The organism is Lunatibacter salilacus, assembly GCF_009797935.1.
GTDB classification, from domain to species: domain Bacteria; phylum Bacteroidota; class Bacteroidia; order Cytophagales; family Cyclobacteriaceae; genus Lunatibacter; species Lunatibacter salilacus.
On the sequence record NZ_VOLC01000004.1, the window covers coordinates 284,345 to 304,709 of the forward strand.

Annotated in this window: 22 protein-coding genes; 6 read left to right on the top strand and 16 right to left on the bottom strand. The window is 42.7% G+C overall.

The window, feature by feature from the left end; genetic code table 11:
- Positions 1-5: 5 nt before the first annotated feature.
- Entirely contained in the window at positions 6-545 is a 540-nt protein-coding gene (locus FQ608_RS07865) for a porin family protein (protein WP_158857271.1), read from the bottom strand.
- 162 nt (positions 546-707) lie between these two features.
- Between FQ608_RS07865 and FQ608_RS07870 the strand changes: the two genes are divergently transcribed.
- Positions 708-2,498: a c-type cytochrome gene (locus FQ608_RS07870; RefSeq protein WP_158857272.1), complete on the top strand. Its 1,791-nt coding sequence runs from the start codon at positions 708-710 to the stop codon at positions 2,496-2,498.
- 12 nt (positions 2,499-2,510) lie between these two features.
- Complete coding sequence (locus FQ608_RS07875) at positions 2,511-4,016, top strand: sulfatase (RefSeq protein ID WP_158857273.1); 1,506 nt, start codon at positions 2,511-2,513, stop codon at positions 4,014-4,016.
- A gap of 489 nt (positions 4,017-4,505) precedes the next feature.
- Here FQ608_RS07875 and FQ608_RS07880 read toward each other — a convergent pair whose 3' ends face one another.
- The 13 genes from FQ608_RS07880 to FQ608_RS07940 all read right to left on the bottom strand — a co-directional run bounded on the left by FQ608_RS07880 (position 4,506) and on the right by FQ608_RS07940 (position 13,079).
- Positions 4,506-4,976 (bottom strand): YybH family protein, encoded by a 471-nt coding sequence (locus FQ608_RS07880; protein ID WP_158857274.1) that lies wholly within the window; start codon positions 4,974-4,976, stop codon positions 4,506-4,508.
- Positions 4,977-5,634: 658 nt separating this feature from the next.
- On the bottom strand, positions 5,635-6,165 hold the full coding sequence (locus FQ608_RS07885; RefSeq protein ID WP_158857275.1) for a hypothetical protein: 531 nt from the start codon (positions 6,163-6,165) through the stop codon (positions 5,635-5,637).
- A gap of 6 nt (positions 6,166-6,171) precedes the next feature.
- Positions 6,172-6,894, bottom strand: a complete 723-nt coding sequence (gene ric, locus FQ608_RS07890) for an iron-sulfur cluster repair di-iron protein (protein ID WP_158857276.1) — start codon at positions 6,892-6,894, stop codon at positions 6,172-6,174.
- Between the two features lie 30 nt (positions 6,895-6,924).
- The gene (locus FQ608_RS07895) at positions 6,925-7,356 is read right to left on the bottom strand and encodes an RrF2 family transcriptional regulator (RefSeq protein ID WP_158857353.1); all 432 of its coding nucleotides are present in this window, start codon (positions 7,354-7,356) and stop codon (positions 6,925-6,927) included.
- Between the two features lie 276 nt (positions 7,357-7,632).
- Positions 7,633-7,911, bottom strand: coding sequence for a hypothetical protein (locus tag FQ608_RS07900; protein ID WP_158857277.1), 279 nt, complete (start codon positions 7,909-7,911; stop codon positions 7,633-7,635).
- Between the two features lie 110 nt (positions 7,912-8,021).
- Entirely contained in the window at positions 8,022-8,417 is a 396-nt protein-coding gene (locus FQ608_RS07905; protein WP_158857278.1) for a group III truncated hemoglobin, read from the bottom strand.
- Positions 8,417-8,839, bottom strand: coding sequence for a cytochrome C (locus tag FQ608_RS07910; RefSeq protein ID WP_158857279.1), 423 nt, complete (start codon positions 8,837-8,839; stop codon positions 8,417-8,419). Before FQ608_RS07910 ends, FQ608_RS07905 begins: the two co-directional genes overlap by 1 nt.
- Positions 8,840-8,854: 15 nt before the next feature.
- The gene (locus tag FQ608_RS07915) at positions 8,855-9,118 is read right to left on the bottom strand and encodes a hypothetical protein (RefSeq protein ID WP_234364123.1); all 264 of its coding nucleotides are present in this window, start codon (positions 9,116-9,118) and stop codon (positions 8,855-8,857) included.
- On the bottom strand, positions 9,118-9,351 hold the full coding sequence (locus tag FQ608_RS07920) for a hexameric tyrosine-coordinated heme protein (RefSeq protein ID WP_158857280.1): 234 nt from the start codon (positions 9,349-9,351) through the stop codon (positions 9,118-9,120). Before FQ608_RS07920 ends, FQ608_RS07915 begins: the two co-directional genes overlap by 1 nt.
- A 5-nt stretch (positions 9,352-9,356) precedes the next feature.
- Positions 9,357-10,361, bottom strand: coding sequence for a cbb3-type cytochrome c oxidase subunit II (locus FQ608_RS07925; RefSeq protein ID WP_158857281.1), 1,005 nt, complete (start codon positions 10,359-10,361; stop codon positions 9,357-9,359).
- A gap of 11 nt (positions 10,362-10,372) precedes the next feature.
- A complete protein-coding gene (locus FQ608_RS07930; RefSeq protein WP_234364124.1) occupies positions 10,373-12,232 on the bottom strand; it encodes a cbb3-type cytochrome c oxidase subunit I in 1,860 nt (619 codons plus the stop codon).
- Positions 12,233-12,270: 38 nt separating this feature from the next.
- Positions 12,271-12,705 carry an RrF2 family transcriptional regulator gene (locus FQ608_RS07935; RefSeq protein ID WP_158857282.1) on the bottom strand — a complete coding sequence of 145 codons (435 nt, stop codon included), beginning with the start codon at positions 12,703-12,705 and terminating at the stop codon, positions 12,271-12,273.
- A gap of 221 nt (positions 12,706-12,926) precedes the next feature.
- Positions 12,927-13,079 (bottom strand): hypothetical protein, encoded by a 153-nt coding sequence (locus FQ608_RS07940; RefSeq protein WP_158857283.1) that lies wholly within the window; start codon positions 13,077-13,079, stop codon positions 12,927-12,929.
- A gap of 133 nt (positions 13,080-13,212) precedes the next feature.
- Here FQ608_RS07940 and FQ608_RS07945 point away from each other — a divergent pair, with 133 nt between their 5' ends.
- Together FQ608_RS07945 and FQ608_RS07950 are read left to right on the top strand one after the other, a co-directional pair.
- On the top strand, positions 13,213-13,536 hold the full coding sequence (locus FQ608_RS07945; RefSeq protein WP_158857284.1) for a hypothetical protein: 324 nt from the start codon (positions 13,213-13,215) through the stop codon (positions 13,534-13,536).
- Positions 13,537-13,825: 289 nt separating this feature from the next.
- Positions 13,826-14,080, top strand: coding sequence for a hypothetical protein (locus FQ608_RS07950; RefSeq protein WP_158857285.1), 255 nt, complete (start codon positions 13,826-13,828; stop codon positions 14,078-14,080).
- Between the two features lie 33 nt (positions 14,081-14,113).
- On the opposite strand, the gene FQ608_RS07955 is transcribed toward FQ608_RS07950, so the two are convergent.
- On the bottom strand, positions 14,114-15,157 hold the full coding sequence (locus tag FQ608_RS07955) for a DUF3667 domain-containing protein (RefSeq protein WP_158857286.1): 1,044 nt from the start codon (positions 15,155-15,157) through the stop codon (positions 14,114-14,116).
- Between the two features lie 190 nt (positions 15,158-15,347).
- On the opposite strand from FQ608_RS07955, the gene FQ608_RS07960 reads away from it, so the two are divergent.
- Positions 15,348-15,641, top strand: a complete 294-nt coding sequence (locus FQ608_RS07960; protein WP_158857287.1) for a hypothetical protein — start codon at positions 15,348-15,350, stop codon at positions 15,639-15,641.
- Between the two features lie 718 nt (positions 15,642-16,359).
- On the opposite strand, the gene FQ608_RS07965 is transcribed toward FQ608_RS07960, so the two are convergent.
- Positions 16,360-19,056 (bottom strand): DUF7133 domain-containing protein, encoded by a 2,697-nt coding sequence (locus FQ608_RS07965; protein WP_158857288.1) that lies wholly within the window; start codon positions 19,054-19,056, stop codon positions 16,360-16,362.
- 270 nt (positions 19,057-19,326) lie between these two features.
- On the opposite strand from FQ608_RS07965, the gene FQ608_RS07970 reads away from it, so the two are divergent.
- Entirely contained in the window at positions 19,327-20,364 is a 1,038-nt protein-coding gene (locus tag FQ608_RS07970) for an amidohydrolase family protein (protein WP_234364125.1), read from the top strand.
- The last annotated feature ends 1 nt before the right edge of the window (position 20,365 follow it).

Consider the following 20,365-nt stretch of genomic DNA (forward strand, 5'->3'; position numbering starts at 1 on the left):
AAAGATTAGTAGGTCAACGGAATTCTATAGGCTGCCCGAAACACTAACATCCCCAAATGGTATGGGGATTGTCCGGTATGTTGATACCTTAGACCCACTTCAATCAAATTGAAGACGTAGCCTGCCTCGGCGGCAAACCCGAATTCCGTGGAGGTGAGGTTATCGCTCGTTTGGCCAAACCGGTTTCGGGTGATATGCAGTGCGGCGCCAAGTTGGGGTTCAAAGAAAACCTGTTCGAAATTAAAACGGTATCCCAAAAATGCAGGGATGGCCTGAAAGGAAATATTGTCACCTGCCGGCAAAATGTAATTTGAGTTCAGTGGAAAATAAAGGAAGGTTCCTGAAAGTGTTACCTGTCCGCTTAATCCAACACCCAACAAGCCCTTTACCGAACCACCAAAGCCGGCAGGGAACTGATTTACCAGGTAGTCGTTCATCGTAATTCCCGCATCCAAACCAATATTCAAGTAGTTTTCACCTACCTGTGCTTGCGAAGGAAAGTAAAAAGTAACAGCAAGTAAGACAACCAAAATAAATCTTTTCATTTTTTTTGTTTTTTTGATGACTATACAAATAAAACAAAAATAATTAAGCATATTAGAATGTTTTTGGTTTGATTCCTAAAAACAGTATATATACAATAATAAAAAACCAAGTGAATCTAGCTATAGAGAGCTAATGGTTTAATTCCCAATTCAAAACCCAAAATGACTCATCGCATATCCACCTACCAAAAAAATTGCCAAATTGGCCGATTTTTGATCTATGGGCTTTTATTGTTTCTCACTTCGTCATGTAACCGTCAAGGCAGCAGTAAGGACAAAGATGGTGAAAGCAGAGTTGATACATGGGTTGCCCCCGAGGATGCCAATCACCGGTTAAATCCCTTTCAGGATGAGCAGGCAATTGCTGCTGGTCAGGCCATTTACCAGGTATATTGTTGGAATTGCCATGGTGAATCGGGAATGGGAGACGGCGCAGCTGGGGGAGCGATGGGGTCTCAGCCAGCCAATTTTTACTCACCAAGCGTTCTGGATCAAACAGATGGGGCGATTTTCCACAAAATATCCGTCGGAAGAAATGTTATGCCGGGTTTCGGTGAGATCTTAGGCGAAGAAGAACGCTGGCAATTGGTCTCCTATGTCCGCCATCTTGGAAAGGGCATGGCTGAAACATTGGCCAGTTCACCGATTGCCTTAGTTGAGGATTTGGAGATCACCCATTGGATGAAGGTAGCCCCAAGAGCTATCCGGATCTTATACAATCAGCAAACTGATGCAATTTGGTATGCCACTTTTGAAGGGAGTGTCTACCGTATTGCGTTGGATCAATCTCCTATTTCTCCGGAGTTAGTTATCAGTGTGGAGGATCATGGTATTAACAGAATGCAGGGGCTTGAAATGAGGGATAGCACACTTATACTTACCGGGAACATTCGTGTAAATGATGATAAGGGTACTACCGGATGGATGATGCGGGTGAATCTGAGACCGGATGGTTCCAAAGAGGTTTCAAAAGTTTTCTCAACTGTGGAATATGGAACTACCAATACGCCGTTTGACCACGGGTGGAGTGCAACCCGTATAAGTCCCGATGGGAAACATATTTTTGTGGTCAGCGGATCCCGGACTGACCACGGCGAAGTACAGGATAACCTCGGTGCATACCCCAATTCACGTAATGAACCGCTTACCGCAGCTATCTTCCGGTTTCCTATAGGTACCAAAGATTTGCTGCTGCCCAATGATACTAAGGCTTTGAAGGAACGAGGCTACCTTTATGCGGAAGGTATCCGAAATGCCTTTGACATCAATTTCGACCGGGATGGTAATCTTTTTGCCGTGGTCAACTCTGGGGATTACGATCAGTCAGAGGATATGTTTTGGGTGCGGGAGGGACATCATTATGGATTTCCATGGGTGATGGGAGGATTGGAATCTCCTCAGCAGTTTCCTGACTGGCACCCGGATCCCGCAAAAGATCCATTCCTTAACACCGCCGCCGCAGCTTGGCCGGATGATTTCTATAACGATCCCGATTTCCCCAAGCGGCCCGAAGGAGTGGTCTTTACTCCCGGCATAGACAATTACGGGCCGGCTGCCGCCACCTATAGAGACCCTGAAACAGGTAAAATTCTAGAAGCAGCCGACACAGGCGCTCCAGTCAGTACCTTTACGGCGCACTCCTCGCCCTTGGGGTTAAATTTTGACAATGATGACCAGCTGAGTGGGACTTACAAAGGCGGTGCGTTTACGCTTCGGTATACCAAAGGAGCTAAGGCTGCTTTGATGAAACCATTTACAGACTACGGGGAGGATTTGCTTCACCTTCAATTAACCTATAATGCGGACAAAGATAATTTTGATGTACATACCTACCGAATAGCTGAGGGATTCACACAGCCTGTAGATGCAGTGTTGGTTGGTAAAGACTTATATGTGATCGAATATGGCGGTCGCCAAAAAGGAGGAAACATCTGGAAAGTAACCTTTCCCTAACCCAAATATCCTATGAAGAATAATCTTATCGGATTTCTTATCCTTATTACTGTTTGTGGACTTTGGAATTGCCAGCCGAAACAATCCGAGGAAATCAAACAGCCTAATATTCTGTTCATTGCTATTGATGATCTAAACGACTGGGTCGGGGCTTTGGAAGGGCATCCCCAAGTAAAAACTCCAAATATTGACCGCCTGGCAGCAAAAGGAATTCTTTTTACCAATGCCCACACCCAATCACCCCTTTGCAACCCATCCCGAGCGAGTATCATGACGGGTATCCGACCTTCAACCTCCGGCATTTATAACCTTTCTCCCCACTTCAGAGATGTATCGTTGACCCGGGACGCAGTTACCTTGCCACAGTATTTTCAGCAACATGGCTATAAAACCCTTTCAAACGGTAAAATATTCCATTCGCTCGGGAATACTCCCGACAAGCGTACCGATTTTGAGGAATGGGGACCGATTGGCGGAGGCACTGCAGGGCATCCACCTGCCAAATTGGTAGGGGATACCCATATGGGTAATCATCCGCTGCTTGACTGGGGAGTGTATCCCGCGGAAGGAGACTCGGTAAGAAACGACTACAAAGTGGCTACTTGGGCGGAGGAAAAATTGGGGCAATTGGCCCAATCAGATGACGAAAAGCCCTTTTTTATGGCGGTTGGATTTTGGTTGCCACATGTGCCGCTATTTGCTACGCAGAAATGGTTTGACTTGTATCCGGAGGAAGCGGATATTGTCTTGCCCCCAGCTCCGGAGGACGAGCGGGTAGATGTGCCGGACTTTGCCTGGTACCTGCATTGGTACCTGCCTGAAGTCAGACTATCCTGGCTGAAAGCCAACAACCAATGGCCCAATATTGTCCGTTCTTACTTGGCGACCATTAGCTTTACCGATGCGCAAGTAGGCCGTGTCCTTGATGCCTTGGAGGCAAATGGCTTGGCAGACAACACATTGATTGTTCTTTGGTCGGACCATGGATTTCACTTGGGGGAAAAGGGAATAACCGGTAAAAACACACTTTGGGAGCGATCAACTCACGTACCGCTGATCTTTTCCGGTCCGGGAATTCCTGAGGGAGTAAAGACGAACAAGCCAGCGGAACTGTTGGATATTTATCCCACATTGGTCGACTGGGTGGGATTACCGGAAAAAGACGGTCTAGAGGGAATATCTCTTGTACCCCAAATAAAGGATGTGAATGCTCCAAGAGAACGCCCAGCCATTACCACCCACAATCCCGGCAACAACAGTGTACGTTCGGAGCATTGGCGTTACATACGCTATGCAAATGGTGCGGAGGAACTCTATGATCACCGATCAGATCCCCATGAACATCGCAACTTAGCGGGCGATCCTTCCATGAAAACAGTGATAGCAGACCATGCTAAATGGATTCGGCCATCCGATGCTCCACACGCTCCCGGTAGCCAACACAGGGTTTTGGAGCAGGTAGATGGAGCATGGTTCTGGGAAGGAAATCCAATAAAGTGGGAAGAGTTGATCAGGTGATTTTATTGTTTTAATTGATTTTAAATCCAATGGTAGATAAATAGAAATAAATCCTCCTTATTCAAAGTTTAGTTAAACCTCATTTATGACGATTCACATATCCTCGCCAAAGGATATTCTTATGTCTCCGGTAATTTGGTTGTCTATCGGAATATAATAATGTTAATTCGGGTATCAAAAACGCAGGCAGTTTTGATAAAATTTTATAAAAGTTAATTTTGGTTAAAAATAATGTATTATTTACCGTCACTTAAATAAAAATTTTTTTAAGTTGAATTTTCCTATTAGATTTGTACTATCAAATAAAGCGAAAGGCTTTTGACATTGTAATAAAAAATCGGCCTTGTCGGTAAATGGGTGAAAGCAATCAACTATGCTTTCGTGAAGGTTCGAGTCCTTCTGTTACAACTGGTTATTTTGGGTTTATTGTTAATTGACTAAGCTATGAAATTTTATTTCATAGCTTTTTCTGTTTCTGGAGGTTGTATTTTATTCCTCGTTGCCGTTCCAGATATCGTGGGTAGTGATCCAAGTTCCGTCTTCCTGCCGTTCGAGGATATTCAAGTATTTGGAGGTGGCGTAGGTTTTTTCACCACCATTTTTTGGGGTTAGTGTTACTTTTGCAAAGCCCCTTCCATAGGCAAGATCACCGTCTACAACCACATCTTCATAGCCAGATTCAAGCACAGTTTCGAACTCTTCAAAGATGGACTGATAATAAGCTTCAACTGCCTCTTTGCCACGCTGACTGACTTTTCCAGGAGCCATTAAAAAGGCGTCATCTGCAAAGTAGCGGGCGATTTCCGCGGCGTTCCCTTCATTAAATGCATCAGCCCTGGCTTTACTCATGGCGGTGATGCTAGCGATATCTTCATTCATATCTGTCTGTTTTTCTCCGCCGCAGCCCAATATAAGAAAGGCAGTCAGGCTGGCCGATAGGAGGTTGGATAAGGTATTCATTGGTTAATTCTTTTATGGACGAATTTAGGGTTTCTTGGTGGGGAATGCAATTAGTTATGGGTTATGAATGATGAGTTGGGGGGTATAAATTAAGAATTACGGAGTGCGGGCCAAGACATTTTGAGTTATGAGGTAAGAATTATGAATATTAGGTAAAAACTCATATGGCCTTATATGTCTCATATGGTTAAAAAATTTATGAGTTATGGGTTATGAATTATGGCTTGACTTTTGACGATTGGGGAGGAAGTGTGTGGCGTTTTAATAGTACGGGTACTGATTATGTGTAGCATTCAGAACCCTCTGGTTAGGTACGGATTTTTGAGAATTATTAAAACGTAATTGATAAAAATTAAAGGTTGCTGGGTGGAAGAATTTCCATTCAGGTTTCTATCCTACTGTTCCTGCTATTCGACATTCGCAATGTAGAACTTACAGATAGAGGGATTTATAATCCTAGTTCCTAAACAAGTGACGCCGCTGCGCTAACAACAGGAGTACGAGTCCAAGGGGAAAAAGTGCGGACGCTAGGAAGATCAATAGATAATAATGTGGAATAAACCCCATTTTGGCCCATAGGAGCGTTCCCTGCCCTAGAAGAAGGATTTCGGAGCAAATGAAGGCAAAAGCAAGAAGTAACCAGCCAAATCTGCTTAGGCTATTGTTTACCAGCCATTTGTTTTTCAAGGCAAAAGCTCCCAAGCCGAACGTTATTGCTGAGTTTGATCAACGTTATTCCGATGGTAGATTTCACTTTTTTCAAGTCCTTAAAAAACTGGAATGCAAATGTGTAACTCGCCACTAGGTGAAGGGTTGAAAATGCGATGCTATAAAGTCCATAACCCTGGAATGGAAAACTAAGCATCATTCCTAGGTTCGCCAAGATTGTAAGGAGGAATATCTTTTGGTAGCTTTTAAGTCTGATGGGATTTCGAATAAAAGTCAATACGAGTGTTCCAGTGACTAACAGATAGCCCCAACCCAACAGGGCAACATGAGAATGTGCATGCAATAGATGCTTATATTCAAAAAATGGTACCTCTCCGATAAAAAAATAACGCATTGCCAATCCAAAAATAGAAGCACAAAAGAAAAAGAATACTGCCCACGTCATCCAAGTCTGGGGAGGGGTGTTAGAGCCAATCGACGGCGATTCCACAGATTCCATATGATGGTAGGCAGTATTCATTTGTGATTATGTATTTTTCTTTTTATACAGTTCTTGCGCTTTTGGGAAAAGGATGTTGTTTTCCAGGTGGATATGGGTATGTAGGTCCTCTTCAAATTCCTGGAGCATGGCGAAAGCTACTTTGTAAGTCTGGCAGCCATCAGGTGGGCAGGTATATATATCGGTGAGGGAAGAAATTCTTCTAAATCTTTCGCCCTCTGCATCATGCTCCTCCTCCATCATGGCTATAGGATTGTCTATATGTCCAAAATGTGCTTCAGATAAAGATAACCCACTGCGGTCAGCTTCTTCCATGGCTTTGATATAAGGGAAAAGAATGAGTTCCTCTTTTTTCATATGGGTGGTCAGTGCATCTGCTGCCAAGAGAAACTCCCGAGAAACTTCAATGAGCTCAGGATGTCGGTCTCCATGTACCGCCGCTATTTTGGGCAGGTATAGTTTAAGTGCTGGGATGGTATTTTCCACATACTGATGATGCTTTTTGACTATATGATCGATAAGCTGACTTAGGCCATAGTCTTTGAAGTGTACCTCTTCCGGTTGGATTACTGCCAGTTCGAGGTCCGTCAAAATTTGATCCAGGGCTATTCCATTTTTTTCGCAGGCATCGCTAAGGCTAATCCCACCTTTACAGCAGAAGTCAATTCCGTATTCGGTGAATACCTTGGCAGTTTTGAAGTTATCTGCAACTATCCCGCCTACTTTTCTATTTGCTAGTTCTTGTATCATGACATTTTATCTTTTATTAATTTAAGTTATTTAATCTTTCAGAAAACTGATTCCATCATTAACCCCGCTGGAAACGTCCTTTAGGTTTGTAGTAAGCAACATGCCTGTGAGGTGATCCCTTACAGCTTTGAATTTGTGGTGAACCGGGCATGGATGAACTTCGGAGCATTTTGCCAGCCCCAATGCGCAACCTGTAAAGATCATATCACCATCTATTGAAGCAACAATTTGAGCAATTGTAATCGTATGTGAGTCGCCATGGATAGCAAAGCCCCCGTTTGGGCCTTTCGCTGAGTTTAACAATTCCCTGCGGACTAGGTGTTGGAGTATTTTCGCCGTAAAAGCCTCTGGGGAGTTGATTGCCCTTGATATTTCCCTGAGCCCTGCTCTATCCTTTCCCTCCGGGAGGGAAGCCACAAAGATCATGGCGTTAAGGGCATATTTACAGGCTTTGGAAAACATCTCTCTTTTAATACAGGACAAATATATCCTTTATTTAAATAAAGACAAAAACATCCTTTATTTATTTTCGGGAAATTTGTTCTTTATATATTGCGCCAATCGGCTGTTTGACATTTGTAAGTCCGTATCACGGATAAAAAGGATTTGCAATCCGGGTTCAGAATAGGTCATCTAAGTGAATTACAAATTCCCAGTATCTGTCCCCGCGATTGCAAATTACGAACAGCGGAAACAATGTGATTTCATTTATTTTGATAGACCAAAGGATTTGATTAGTTAGCTGTTTGAATTTTCACCGGAGCAGGTTGGACAGGATTTGACTTCTCCCGCTTGAAGGCGTATGCCATCTATATGCTCTTTTACAAAGGCCTTAATAATCATGTCTTTTTCTTGACGGTTGTTAATTTCAATTTGTTTATCCTTTATCAGGATCCTAATTTTTCCATCATATTCCTGAGTACCCCAACAAACTGAACATAAACCTTCAGGTGCTGTGTTTTTTGTTTCTTCTTGAGGCTTAACTAAATGCGCTAAGAGTTTTTCGCTGATATTCATGGCCTTGAGTTTTAAATTATTGAAATCATTTTTTTATTGAATAAACTTTGGACTTAATGGACAAAATTGAATAAGGCATTGTCAATCAGTTTTTATAAGGTGATAACTGTTTACAGAATAGAACTTACCGAACTATGTTGATGATATTTAATTTTTGTATGGAATATTTCTGCCATTTTATTTCCCTGCCATTTAGCTTTTTCTGCTTTCTTACCATAAAATCGTTCATCTATCGTCTCGGAGAAAAGCTGCATCCAGCGGTCAAAATGTTCTTTTCCCACCGCCAATCTCGCATGTGGCACAAAGGGGCTGCCGAAGTACGTGTGCTCTTCCAATAAAACTGTTTGCCAAAACTTGTACATTTTTTCAAGATGGTCAGGCCACCTTTCCTCGATTTTCTCATTGAAAATATTCTTCAGCAAACCGTCTTTTCGGACCTTTTCATAGAAGGCATCCACCATTGATTTGATGTCCTCAAGCGTAGAAATTTCTTTTTTTGGTATCATTAGAAATAGGATTTATACAGGTCCGGATTCCAGAACATGGTGAAATAAAACGCCGCAAAGCCTACAAAAGAAATGATGAGCGCCCAAACCCAAGCGGGAATTGCCTGGGGCGTTTCTGAACCCCTAATCATAAAAAAATCGTTGCGCTCACTTCCATAGGAATTCACCGTAATTGGGATTTGCTGGTTGACAACTTCCCCTTCTTTTATACCCATAACCGATATATCAGGTCCGTTTCTCACCTCAAAGGATATTGTTTTGATGCCCTCTTTCCCGGAAGTGGATTTGGCGAGAATTTTGAGAATATGCTTTCCGTCAGGGATTTTAGTTGTGTCCAAAACAAACTTTATAGGAGGAGCGAATTCCGCAAATGGTTTTGGGTCCGAATCAAGAAAAATTTTGACTGTTCTGTTATCTTCCATGGATTCTACTTTTTATTATTCCAAAACGATGTTTTTAATATGCCCAGGCTTGTTTTCTTTGGGCTTGACGAGGTATATTACACTGAAAACCAAGGTGAAAGCTACAAGTATTGCGGCTGACCAGGTAATCAGATAATCCACATTCCCCTGAGGTCCTTGTCCATGTGTAATGTTTTCCAGCATTTTAGGTTGATTGGATTTACATACTTCACAAGCATAACTTATAGGCGCATACAAGAAAATGATGAGAGTGATAAGGAGTGTTTTTAAATTCCGCATTATTTCCAGTAATTATTGGCCATGGCAATCGTATGAAACTCCGTGGCTATTACCAACGAGGAAGCAATCAGCTGCGCGGTGTCCTGGGCATAGTCACTTCTAAGATTTTTGCGGATATCGCTATCCGGCTGGATTGCTGCAATTGATTTTCGGGCTAATTTAATTGCCAGTTCACGTCCTTCCTGAGGTGTGGCTGTTATCAGTGATTCCAAATAAATTTCTTTGGTTTCCATACTAATTATTGTTTAAGTGAATTAACAAAGGATCTGATTTCTTTTACCTCATCTAGAGTAACTGCACCGGCCGTATTTCCCCAATTTGAACGTTCATGGTTAGCAATTGCGGCGACTTCCTCATCAGAAAGCGTTTCCTGAAAGCCTGGCATTACACCAAATTCCGGCCTCGCATCATAGCCTTCCAGGATGATCCTGATCAATGTTTCCGGATTTTCATCGTTGATAATGGGACTCCCGATTAGGGAAGGAAAGGCACCTGCAAGTCCACCCCCTTCAGCTTGATGACAGGCAGCACAATTGTTCATATACAATTTCTCGCCATCGGGAAGAACTGCATCACCTCCATTATTTCGGGGCTCAATTTTCTTTGACGAAGGAATAAAACCGACGGCAGGGTTTTGGGGCATTTCAGCCTGCTTCAGGGATTGAAGATAGGCTACGAGATCAAGGGCTTTTTTGGAAGCAACCACCTTTTTGTTGGATGCATGTATGAATTTTTGGGGAACAGCTACCAGATAGTCAGTATCCTTAATTTTTGACTCCTCTTTAAGCTCAAAAAGCCACGGATAGGAAGGCATGATGGATTCTTTGACAACAATCCTGGGATTGTACAGATGCAATAAATGCCATTCCATTCCCGGTTGTCTTTGCCCCGCATTTGTAAGATCAGGTCCGGTTCTTTCACTTCCCAAAAGTGATGGAGACTGCCTCCACAGGTCCTGCCGTTGCTTACTGAAGTAATAATCCGAAGGAATGGAAGGACGTTTTCCCCAGCTATTGTCCATTTCGATATTTCTCACTTGCTGTGTATGGCATGACATACAATTTTCCTGTACATAAATGTGTAGGCCATTTAATTCCTCCTCCGAAAACCCCTCCATAGTGGGGAGTGGTTGGGTCTGTTGAATCTGAAAAGCAGGCATCAGGGCAACCAAAATACTCAGCACGAAAAAGCCGAACATCGCAGTACCTACAAGAAGTTTATGATTTTTATGAAAATCTAACATTTCAAATGCAATTAAAAGGTGACCGTTTCATTTTTTAGACCTTGTTTATTTGATGCTGGAATCCCCATCCCCGGCGTAATTCCGGTTGGATTTTCAACCGTTTGCTTTTGGCTCCCGGTCATCACGTAGAAATTATAGGCAAATAGGAGATGGGAGATGAACATAAGGGTTCCGCCAATAGCCCTCCAAAGCCAGAAAGGCTGCATCAGGATTACGGATTGAATGAAGGGTTCGCCTTCTATCCAGCTCAGTCCTTTTAGAGTGCCACCTACCATCAGCGATACCATATAGGCAAATAGGCCGATAAATGCCATCCAGAAATGCATTCCCACCAAGAGTTGCCTCGGTTCCCTGCCTGTTAATTTGGGAAGTATGGCATACACGCAGGCCCATAGAATAAAGGTTATTATCCCGTACATGGTCATGTGGGAATGTGCCACATTGAAATCCGTAAAATGCCAGACGAAATTCGTAAACCGGAAGGCTTGCAGGCTTCCCTGGGCGGATCCGACAAAATAAAATACAACGCCAACCAGAAAGAAGGGCAGGACATAACTCTTTGTAATTTCATTCCAACTACCCCTCATGGTCATCAGAAAGTTGGTTGTACCAGCTACTACCGGGATCAGCATGCCGGCACTGAAGACGATTGCCACCGTCTGCAGCCACCATGGCAAAGGGCTGAAAACAAAATGGTGGGTGCCAATGAGGGTGTAAAACAGCATCTGTGTCCAAAATGCCAAAACACCCAACGAATAAGAATATATGGGTTTGTTAAGAGAGGAGGGGAGATAATAATAGATCAACCCCAATGTAAACGTCATAAACCACATGCCTACCCCTTGGTGCATATAATAACCTTGGATGACAGTCTCACCAAGACCATCCTGATACATGGGGAGATAGCCAATAATCACCAGAATAATGGTCCAACCCAATCCACCCAGCAAATACCAGTTGGATACGTAGATTTCTTCGATTTTACGGCGTGCGACGGTTTGGTAGAAATTGTAAAAAGTGATGATTATACCAAGGGCAAAAAGCAATGCCACCGGCCAAATATATTCTCGGTATTCACCTCCGCCATTGTTGATCCCTGACATGAGAAACAGTGTGCCAATCGTAACACTCAGGTTCATCAACCACCAGGCATACCAGGCGAGTCTATAACTGTATAAGATATTATTGGAGGTCCTCGTAATGACAAAATGCCCCAAACCAATCATGGTTAGAGAGGCCCAACCCCAAAAGACAGCATTTGTATGAACAGGCCGCAATCTCCCAAAGGAAAGCCAAGAAACGGAATCCATTTCGGGCCATAAAAATTTCAGCCCCAGATATTGACCGATCAATGTGCCGAACACCAGCCAAAAAACGGAGGCACCGATATACCAAGTGATTATTTTCTTAAGTTGGAAGGGGGTATCGTAGGTAATGGGGGACTTTTTCTTTTCGTCAACGAGGGGATTGTTTGGTTCATGGGTTACACCGGCAATGATGCCACGGCTGTCTTCCACTTCCAGGTCGCTTCCCAATTCACTGCCGAACAGCCGATAATGAGCCGCTTTCTTACGTTTTTCGAGGATTGTGTCAATCTCTGCTTCATTCATATCAAGAAGTCGCTCGCCAAATTCATTTTTCCTGTTTTTTTCAGTCTTGGATTCAAGCTGCGAGAAATAGGCTGAAGCCTTCACAGTCAGAATGAATATGGCAATGAGAAGTACCGTTACAATTAGCAGGACAGTTCCAATTATTGCCGGGCTTGACATCCAGTTGGCCGTTTCAGGGTTTGGAGTAGGTTGAGCTGATATTTCCTTTGGGAAAACGGACAGAAAACCTAGTAGTATGATGGAAAAATTCCTGATTTTCATTTTGGATAAATTTATCGGAAATAGGTTTAAATTTTTTTTTATCGCACCAATAAGGTTTTACCTGATTTTAGTCCGGTGGCCAAATCAAGGATTGTGGTTGTTTCAAGCATCTTTTTGAGATCTTCTCTAATTTTCAAGAATTTATCATGCATTGGACAAGGTTGGTTACTGTTGCATTCTTCAAGCCCAAGACCGCAACCTGTGTAAATATCATCCCCATCTATTGCTGAGACGATATCGCTGACTTTAATTTCTGCTATCTTTTTGATTTCGATTAGGAAACCTCCATAGGGTCCTTTTCTGGATCCCAGAATATTCTTATTTATCAAGGCAGTTAATATTTTAGCCGTAAAGGCTTCAGGCGCATTAATACCTCGGCTTACCTCGCCGATTTTAACTCTTTCTCCCTCCAAAGACTTGGTGGCGATATAGATGATGGCCTTTATACCGTATTCGCAGGATTTGGAAAACATGATGCTGGTCAGTTATTTTAACAAATGTAGTGTATTTTTTTATTTCCGACAAGATTATCGTAAATAAGGTTTGTTATACTCAACCACTTCTCATTTCGACGATTTATATTTTTAGCTTATATATCAAAACGTGGCACACATTCAGTGGTTCACCGATTGTTTGGAATACAAGATGGTTGTTAGTTTCTTTTTTGTGTGGCTTATCCATCCCGGTATTGTTGTTACCCGATTGGGAGATTGTTGGCCACTACCTGCTTTTGACAGCCAGCATAGGTCTTTTGATCATGACGTATTTGCAAAGTTTGAGGCATCCGGTAGCATACCCAATATGTCATGTCAATAGGAGCCGCTTCTTGGCTACTTGGAAATTTCACGATGATTTATACGGGGTTTATTCCTGCTCCGGTATCGTGATGGATGGGCTTTTTATTATTTACGATAATTGGTGAGCGGCTCGAATTAAGTAAGTTCCTTCCTAAACCAACTTATGCCAAAATTCTCCTTTATATGTTTATAGGATTTTTCTTTCTTGGGATGTGGTTGCCATTTCATGATATGAGAACTTGGATAATGGGCGGATCAGTTATTTTTATCGGCAGTTGGCTCTTGCTTTTTGATATGGCTTACGTTGCGGCAAAAAAGGATAAGCAATTCAAATACGTCGGAGTAGGATTGAAAGTAGGTTATGTTTGGTTAATTCTCAATGGAGTCGTTCTTTGCTTCTTAGCATTCCATCCATTGTTTTATGATATTTATATCCATATATTCTTTTTGGGTTTTACCTTTTCCATGATTTGGGCCCATGCGCCAATTATACTTCCCTTGGTCTAGGGCATTCAGGAAAAACTATATCATCCTGTGTTATGGGTAGGCTGGACGCATTTCCAACTTAGTTTATTGGGTAGAATAGTAAGCAGCTTCTTAAAAATGTCCGAGTGGAGAGTCTGGTTAGGAATATTCAATGGCTGGAATATCTTGGGAGATCACATTTATTTATTAAATTTATCCTTAATTCAATCCTACCTCAATAATTCAATTTTGGAAGAATCTACAGATATTCTCTGGCAACAATGGTTTGAGAATTATCAAAAAGTCTTTCGCCAACTTAAATCAGCCATTGATGAAAATGGTGTTAATCCAATTGACATCATTAGATATCAGCTTAAAAGGAATTGCTTTACAGCCTGAAATGCTAGCCTCGGTTGAGCAGGATATTGATGATCTGAATACACCTTATCTTTTTGATATTTCCATTTTTCACCAGCTTAAAGCTCCCTCCTTGGTTGATCATATTGAGCGGGTTGGAAAGGTTTTTTATAAGGGAAAAGAATTGTTTTTCCAACTGCCCCCAGAAACAAAGACCTATGAAGATTGAATGCTAACGAATATGCTTTTTTTAATCCCGAACTTAAAGAAGGATCAAGGAAAGGTATAGATCCACTGCCACACCCATTGAAAGTACAAGCAGGTAGAATCCACCAAGTATCCAAAACTTGATCAACGTTTTGAACCAATGCTGCCGATATATTTTTATCAGGGCGATATAGGCATAGGTTGTCACTAGCACAAACGCTCCAATCATAAGCCAACTACTTTGAAACCCACCAAAAAAACTCAGTAGAATAACGATGCCATACAGGGCATAAGCAAACGCGTGAAGGTGAAAACCCAGAATAAGGTTTTCAATGAAATAAACTTCCCGCTTCCAAAACAAAACGTGCACGAACAAAGCAAATACAGGCAGCAGGATTAGCATCATAAGTGGAAGGTTTTTGGCAACCTGGCTTACGAACAAATTGGAATGGGCAATAAATGCCCGTTTCTTTTCCATGGTCAAATCCAAACCAAAAGAATAGGGACTGTTTGCCAGTGCCTGCGAAAACTGCTCCTCATTCACTGTAGGGTCAATTGACAAAAACCTCAGCTCTTTCCAGGAATGGGTCTTATTGACGCTGTCGGAGGTATTGCTTGTACTTATTGAGTATTCAGCCGGCATTTCCTCCCTTATTTCATCTTCTAGTTGTAGTCGGACCTCTTTTTGCTGATCCGGTTCCAAGAGTTTTTCCTCTCCATTTTCTCGGAACTCAGTGAAAATAAGGCCTAAGTCCGAGTTTAAAATTCGGTCAAACATGTCTTTCGGAATCAAAAAGCCAATCATAAAAAAATAGAAAAGGGAAAAAATCAGGTATAGACGAATGGGGTGGGTGTATTTTTTCCGTTGACCACTGTTAAAGGCAATGGTAAGCTTTCCTGGTTTGAAGAAAAACGCCGTTAACGTCTGCAAAAACTTACCGTCAAAGCTAAATAGACTAGCAAGTAATTCCTCCAAAAAGACACCGATAGGCACCTTTTGATCTTTATTCTCCTGTCCGCATTCAGGACAATAATTTTCCTTTGCTGGCAAGGTGTTGCCACAATTCAGGCAACAATCATTTCTCTGGTGAATTTCCACAAAAGTTTATCTTTTTTGATGTATTTTCAAGTTATCCCGATCGGCATTAACAGTGTCGGGACTTCAAATAAATAGGATTCGTTATCCTCCTCACAATTTGAACAATTCCAGTGGAATTTCAATTTAAGTTGCTAAATTGGAAGTATATTGAAATCAGTCGGTATTTTCTGGTCTAAATAAAATAGCGGTTATGAAAATCATATATGGAATTTTGTTTTTAGCCGCTTTGGCAGCGTGTTCAAATGATAATGAGGATATTACCATTCAGCAGGCAGAAGGAAATGTGTGGCGTAGCGGAGGTTTGATGTTTTGTGCGGATCAACTCCATCTTGATAATGGGGATACCTTAGTCGTTTCTTTGGAGGATATTCATTCATTTATTTCAGGAGATAAAATTAGTGTTACGTATCAGGAAACAGGCGTGAATGAATCATGTCCTAAATTCACCAACTGCAAAATTATTGAAATCAGAAAAGTTGAATAGTAAACCTAAAGGAAGATGGATAGATAATTTTTTCCGCCTCGACGGAGAAGTTTACTTAACCGCTGTTCGACATTTGCAATGTCGAACGACAGACAGGACATATTTTGAATTTCTTCCGACCTGAAAGGGTTGAACAAAAGAGCTCTAGAAGAGCTTTAATCCTTGACATACGAATTCTAACCAATCATTTTCCACTGAACCATTTAATTTAAAAAATTTTTCAAATATCCCTTGGAATTTAGAGTTTTAATCTTTAGCTTTATTTCAACAAGTGAGAGATAAAAGGCCAAGAGTAATGTTTTGGACTAAGGTTGAAAATCTTGCGATGAAAGTATGAATGGGCTAAGGCTTTCGGGTCTTATGTTTGAAACGGTTAACCGCAGAAATACCCAAGTCAGCCGATCCAATTGAAAGATTGAGAAGTGTAAGTTTATCAGCCTAAGGTTAGATTTCCGGGTAACTGGAAAGAAGTCACAATAACTGTAGCTTGTCATTATTTGAATACCAAGGTCTTCAGATGGTGAAGCGGGAATAGCTCCAAGAGTTTGTTCCCGCTTTTGCTTTTTAAAGGGGTATGGAAAATGACTTTAACTTATTTTTTTTCTGAATTAGGTTTCTGTTCAATATTGCATACTACCAAATGATCCCAACAAAAAAAGGAGCGCCAACCACTTGTTGCCGCTCCTTTTTCAAACGATTTCCTATAGCATTATAAAAATTACCTGGCGTAAAGCTTCAAATTACGCATAGCCCATGAGTTCTCATTTTTCTCCGATGCGTGTACTCGAATGTACTTGGCTGAAACCTGTTCTTTCCAGTGCAGGGAATTCAACCCTTTTTCTCCCGAACCTTCAGCCACCTGAGACCAGGAATTTCCGTCCTCAGACACCGATACGGCATAGCTACGGGGAAACTGATCATCATTCACATCAAACTGGATTTCGGAAAAGTTGGCCGGTTGGGGTAGTTCTACTTGGAACCACATGCCTGGTTCCTGTGGCGTTTCCGTTTTCCATCCTTTATAGGTAAACGCATAGGAGGGATCCCGGGTAGATCCTACGCCCTGAAGTGCCGTGCTGCTGGCGGTGACTTTCCAGTTGTCCTGCGGAAATAGGGCCTTGGGAATTTCTCCGATCAACTCATCATAGGAATATGTCGAGGATCGGTTTTCTGTCTCTTTTCTCACCTGTGCGACATAATCCGGACTGATGAAGCTTCCCTTGTTGCCAAAATCATTTCGAATATAGGAAACTACGGAAGCTATCCATTCGTCGTCGTTGGTGTCCATAGCTATCATAATCCCCTCATATTCTTTGCCTTCTATCGCTCCGGTTAGTCCGTGCAGAAGGGTCTTGACGGCATACTCCGGATGTCCCTGAATGCGTGGAGATCCTGAAAAACCGGGAGCAAGGAGCTCTCCACCAGCGGGACCAGTTGGAGTACCCAAGCCTTTTACGCCATGACAGGCTGCACAATAGCCGTCAAAAATGGTTTTTCCCTTGTCAAAGAGTTCGCGCTCGATCGGGGAATACTGGGTGGAAGCCAATAGTTTGGCGGCATCCATTTTTTCTAACAACTGCGTGCCTACCACTTGTACGCCGTTGCTTTTGTTTTGAGCAAGGGTGGTTTTCAACAGGTTTTCCACCCCTTCAATTTTCAATAAGTAGGCACTTTGGATCGCCTGTATGGCTACGCTGGGGTCCGTATCTTTTGTTAAACTGATATAATCTGCTTCCAATCCTTTTTGTCCGTACTTATATAGCGTCTCACTCGCCCGAAGTGCCTGAATACGAATCTGGGGGTTTGGGTCCTTAATCAGTTTCCTAACGATCCCGGTCTCCAGCACCCCCAGTCCTTCCATTGTCCAAAGAGCATGTATTCTCGCAAGTTCATTGTCTGATTCCAGCGCAAGTATCTCCAGCTCCTTGGCTATGGATTTGTCTTGGTTTAATATCATAGTTTGCTGGGCCATATCTCTCCACCAACCGTTAGGGTGTGAGAGATGCCTTACAAGCTGTGCTGAAGTTTCCTCGTACATGCGGGGCTTTTCTTTGCTCCTCTCCATACCTTCGTAAGTAACCCGCCAGATGCGGCCGTTTTCGATGATGTCATCCATTTGATATTGGAGGAGCTTTGTGCGCAGATAGCTCCCTTCCTGCGTCCAGTTTCCTTCTTGAATGATTCCCCGGTACATATCCACGATATACATGGTACCGTCAGGTGCGGTGGCAATATCCACCGGCCGGAACAGGGGATCCGTGGATTGAATAAATTCTGATTCGGAATCTATATACTCGTTTTGGATGTAGGTCAATCCATCTTTTTTATCGGAGCGCACTTGGCGGATAATTCTTCCTACAGGCTCACCGTAAAAGTACTGATTGACCAGTTCCTTTGGCAGTCGGTCTCCCCGGAAAACATCGTTTCCGGCAGCACCGGTTACATTATTCAGCGATCCATCTGGTTTGGTTTCCCGCATGCCAGGTTCAAAGTCTGCAAGCTTGACCAAGCTGTAAGGTACCCTGAAGCCTTCTTGAAACTGACCCTTTACCTGAAAATTGCCATAGGAGAGGGGGAATTGGAAATTTTGGGGGACGCCACCTGCACCATCCTGAAACCATACCTGGCCATAATTGTCCTGTGTCACACCCCACTGTCCATATGGATTGCCTGTTGACTCCTTTATCACTCCGTCTGGAGTCCAGCGAATCCGATGCGCATTGTAGGTACTGTACATCCAGTTGTCCATGGCCCAAGTCAGGAAACTTGTTTGGTGCTCCACGTTGCCTGAACGGCCCAGTCCGGTAGCAAAAAGCTCTTTCTTGTCGGCTTTGCCGTCGTTGTTGGTGTCGGTATATTTGTAGACATGGTCTTCGTTGGACTCCATGGAAAGAATGGAATTGGGACCGAAGGGCACTACAAAACGGGGAAAAACAAGGCTGTCCAAAAACACAATGCCTGTTTCATAAATCCCATCGTTATCTTTGTCCTCCCAGCGGGAAATGCGGCTTGTAGGAAACAATTCCCCGGTCGCATCTATGTCCTGCATATAGCTCCTTAGTTCGAGCACATACATCCTCCCGTTCCCGTCAAAGCGAATGGCCGCAGGTTCCTTAATCTGAGGTTCGGTTAGGATAGGGTCGATTTTAAAGCCGGGCCTAAGGATAAAGGTTTCCTTCTGCTGATTTGCGGAAAGGGGCATAATTGGAGCAACGGGAGATAGATCAATCCCCTTCCATCTCGGGGATTCCAAATCTGCTTCCTCCGGAATGGCTACAGAAGGGTAGGGACCTTCCAATCTGTTGGGAGACAATCGGTCTGCGGGAGATATTTCAAAGGGTGATTTTTCTTGTTTGCAGCTTGCAAACAGTGAAATTGTAAAGCACACTATGATGAATTTTACTTGTGGGAACATTAAATCAATATATTAGTTTTTAAAATTTAAGGGGTGTATGGGAGGTATATGACTCGCTTACTCAATTTTTCGGTGACCCTCTTTACAGGCTGCAAAATATATCATTTTTACGATAATGAGATAACCGTGGAAATAATTTCTACCCATAGATACTGACAAATTTATATTTAATGCTTTAATTTAAGGCTTACTAGTCAATTTTGCCAAATTTTACTTCACAGCCGATACATGATGAAAAAATATATCATTCATACTCTTGTTATATTAAATATGTGTGCTTGCAGCCAGCGGGATCAATGGTATCAAGTTGACGATTATCCAGCAGTAAAGAAAATGGATGTTCACGTCCATATAGAAACGGATAGGGATTTTTTTGTAGAAAAAGCCACAGCGGATAATTTTCGGCTGATAAATGTTTCCCTTGAATATACTGAGGGATGGGATGATGTTTATGGAAAGTTTGCTTATGGGCTAAGGCAACACAAGCAGTCTCCCGAAGTGGTGGATATGGTGACGGCATTTGCTGTTTCCGACTGGGATTCCCCAAACTGGGAAAAAAAGGTGCTTTCTTGGTTGGATTCCTGTTTCGAGGCTGGTGCGGTTGGGGTAAAAGTTTGGAAAAATATCGGAATGGTCTCCCGGGATACGTCAGGCAATTTGATATTTATAGACGACGTACGGTTTGATCCCATTTTTAACCATATCCAGGCAAATGACAAAGTGCTGATGGGACATCTGGGCGAGCCCAAAAACTGCTGGCTGCCTTTGGAGGAAATGACGACCAACAATGACCGGAGATATTACGGCAACCATCCCGAATATCACATGTACCTCCAACCAGATATGCCCAGTCATGAGGAACTTACGGCGAGAAGGGACAGGATGTTGGAAAAACACCCATACTTGAAATTTGTCGGGGCACATTTGGGAAGTCTGGAATACGATGTGGACGAATTGGCCAGTCGGCTGGATCGGTTTCCTAATATGGCGGTGGATCTCGCTGCTAGGATGGGGCAGGTCTTTTACCAAACTGCCCAGGACCGGGAAAAGGTTCGGGACTTTTTTATCCAGTATCAGGATCGGGTAATGTATGCAACGGACTTGTCTGACAATGGGGAAAGAACTAAAGAGCAACTTCATCAGGGCATGCAGGAAAACTGGAGGAGAGACTGGGATTTTTTCGTTATGGATAATGAAATGAGCAGTACGCTGATCGATGATCCTTTTCAGGGATTAAAACTGCCTAAGGAGGTCGTTGATAAGATTTTTTATCAAAATGCGGTTAGGTGGTTTGAGCTGGAGGAATAAT

Coding starts and splice junctions, on each gene's coding strand:
- FQ608_RS07865 (WP_158857271.1), bottom strand. CDS start 545: ATGAAAAGATTTATTTTGGTTGTCTTACTTGCTGTTACTTTTTACTTT.
- FQ608_RS07870 (WP_158857272.1), top strand. CDS start 708: ATGACTCATCGCATATCCACCTACCAAAAAAATTGCCAAATTGGCCGA.
- FQ608_RS07875 (WP_158857273.1), top strand. CDS start 2,511: ATGAAGAATAATCTTATCGGATTTCTTATCCTTATTACTGTTTGTGGA.
- FQ608_RS07880 (WP_158857274.1), bottom strand. CDS start 4,976: ATGAATACCTTATCCAACCTCCTATCGGCCAGCCTGACTGCCTTTCTT.
- FQ608_RS07885 (WP_158857275.1), bottom strand. CDS start 6,165: ATGAATACTGCCTACCATCATATGGAATCTGTGGAATCGCCGTCGATT.
- ric (WP_158857276.1), bottom strand. CDS start 6,894: ATGATACAAGAACTAGCAAATAGAAAAGTAGGCGGGATAGTTGCAGAT.
- FQ608_RS07895 (WP_158857353.1), bottom strand. CDS start 7,356: ATGTTTTCCAAAGCCTGTAAATATGCCCTTAACGCCATGATCTTTGTG.
- FQ608_RS07900 (WP_158857277.1), bottom strand. CDS start 7,911: ATGAATATCAGCGAAAAACTCTTAGCGCATTTAGTTAAGCCTCAAGAA.
- FQ608_RS07905 (WP_158857278.1), bottom strand. CDS start 8,417: ATGATACCAAAAAAAGAAATTTCTACGCTTGAGGACATCAAATCAATG.
- FQ608_RS07910 (WP_158857279.1), bottom strand. CDS start 8,839: ATGGAAGATAACAGAACAGTCAAAATTTTTCTTGATTCGGACCCAAAA.
- FQ608_RS07915 (WP_234364123.1), bottom strand. CDS start 9,118: ATGCGGAATTTAAAAACACTCCTTATCACTCTCATCATTTTCTTGTAT.
- FQ608_RS07920 (WP_158857280.1), bottom strand. CDS start 9,351: ATGGAAACCAAAGAAATTTATTTGGAATCACTGATAACAGCCACACCT.
- FQ608_RS07925 (WP_158857281.1), bottom strand. CDS start 10,361: ATGTTAGATTTTCATAAAAATCATAAACTTCTTGTAGGTACTGCGATG.
- FQ608_RS07930 (WP_234364124.1), bottom strand. CDS start 12,232: ATGAAAATCAGGAATTTTTCCATCATACTACTAGGTTTTCTGTCCGTT.
- FQ608_RS07935 (WP_158857282.1), bottom strand. CDS start 12,705: ATGTTTTCCAAATCCTGCGAATACGGTATAAAGGCCATCATCTATATC.
- FQ608_RS07945 (WP_158857284.1), top strand. CDS start 13,213: ATGTTTATAGGATTTTTCTTTCTTGGGATGTGGTTGCCATTTCATGAT.
- FQ608_RS07950 (WP_158857285.1), top strand. CDS start 13,826: ATGAAAATGGTGTTAATCCAATTGACATCATTAGATATCAGCTTAAAA.
- FQ608_RS07960 (WP_158857287.1), top strand. CDS start 15,348: ATGAAAATCATATATGGAATTTTGTTTTTAGCCGCTTTGGCAGCGTGT.
- FQ608_RS07965 (WP_158857288.1), bottom strand. CDS start 19,056: ATGTTCCCACAAGTAAAATTCATCATAGTGTGCTTTACAATTTCACTG.
- FQ608_RS07970 (WP_234364125.1), top strand. CDS start 19,327: ATGTGTGCTTGCAGCCAGCGGGATCAATGGTATCAAGTTGACGATTAT.